The following is a 1,041-nucleotide window of genomic DNA, read 5'->3' as shown; positions in this document are numbered from 1 at the left end:
GCTAGCTGTGATCTCTCAGTAGGTTGTTCATCCGGGGTGACCCCGGAAGACTGGAGGTGCGACCCACCCACCCCTCCAGGAGCCCCGGATGAACGCACATAAAGGTGCCCGTTTGACGCCGTATAGTCGAGCCCTGCTCGTGGAACGCGTGACCACACAGGGCATGCGTGCCGAAGAAGCGGCGAAGGCGGCCGGCGTCAGTGTTCGCACGGCCTACACATGGCTTCGGCGGTTCCGTGATGAAGGACCGCTGGCCTGATGAATCGGTCCTCACGGCCTCGCGCCTGCCCCCATGCCACGCCGATGACAAAGGTTATCCAAGCCTTGGAATGCCGTCGTGCTCGCCAAACCTATCGCACCATCGCTCACGGCCTGATGCTGGCACCGAGCACGGTGGGGCGTGTGCTGCAGCGCGCCGGGCTCCATCGTCTGGCCGCCCTGGAGCCGGCCGAACCCATTCGGCGCTACGAGCACGAGGCACCCGGTGACCTGCTGCATCTGGACATCAAGAAACTCGGTCGCTTTCGGCGCCCCGGGCATCGGGTGACGGGCGATCGCCAGGTCACCTCCGACGGGGCGGGCTGGGAGTACGTGCATGTGGCCATCGACGACCATTCACGCGTCGCCTTCAGCAGCATTGAGCCCAACGAACAAGCCTTCAGCGCCTGCCGGGCACTCCTGAAGGCCGTGCGCTACTACCGTGCGCTGGGCGTACGCTTTACCTGCGTTCTCACCGACAACGGCGCCTGTTATCGCGCACGCGCTTTCGCCCGCTTGCTACGTCGCTTGGGGCTACGTCACAAGCGGACTCGTCCGTATACGCCACGCACCAACGGCAAAGCCGAGCGCTTCATCCAGACCGCATTGCGCGAGTGGGCCTACGCACGCAGCTACGACCACTCTGATCAACGCACCGCCCACCTGAACCCGTGGCTGCATGAGTACGACTGGCATCGCCCCCACGCCAGCCTCGGCTATCAACCACCCATCACTCGCATCCCTGCCGTCGTGAACAACCTACTGGGTTTACACAGCTAGCGG

Annotated in this window: 1 pseudogene; it reads left to right on the top strand. The window is 64.4% G+C overall.

The annotated features are described in order from the left end of the window. Window positions 1–88: 88 nt before the first annotated feature. A pseudogene (locus tag AC3WRN_RS16690) lies at window positions 89–1,038 on the top strand (IS481 family transposase). Window positions 1,039–1,041: the final 3 nt, after the last annotated feature.

It is taken from the genome of Rhodanobacter sp. FW101-FHT13A11, from assembly GCF_058790335.1.
This window is presented reverse-complemented; position numbering and strand designations above follow the sequence as displayed.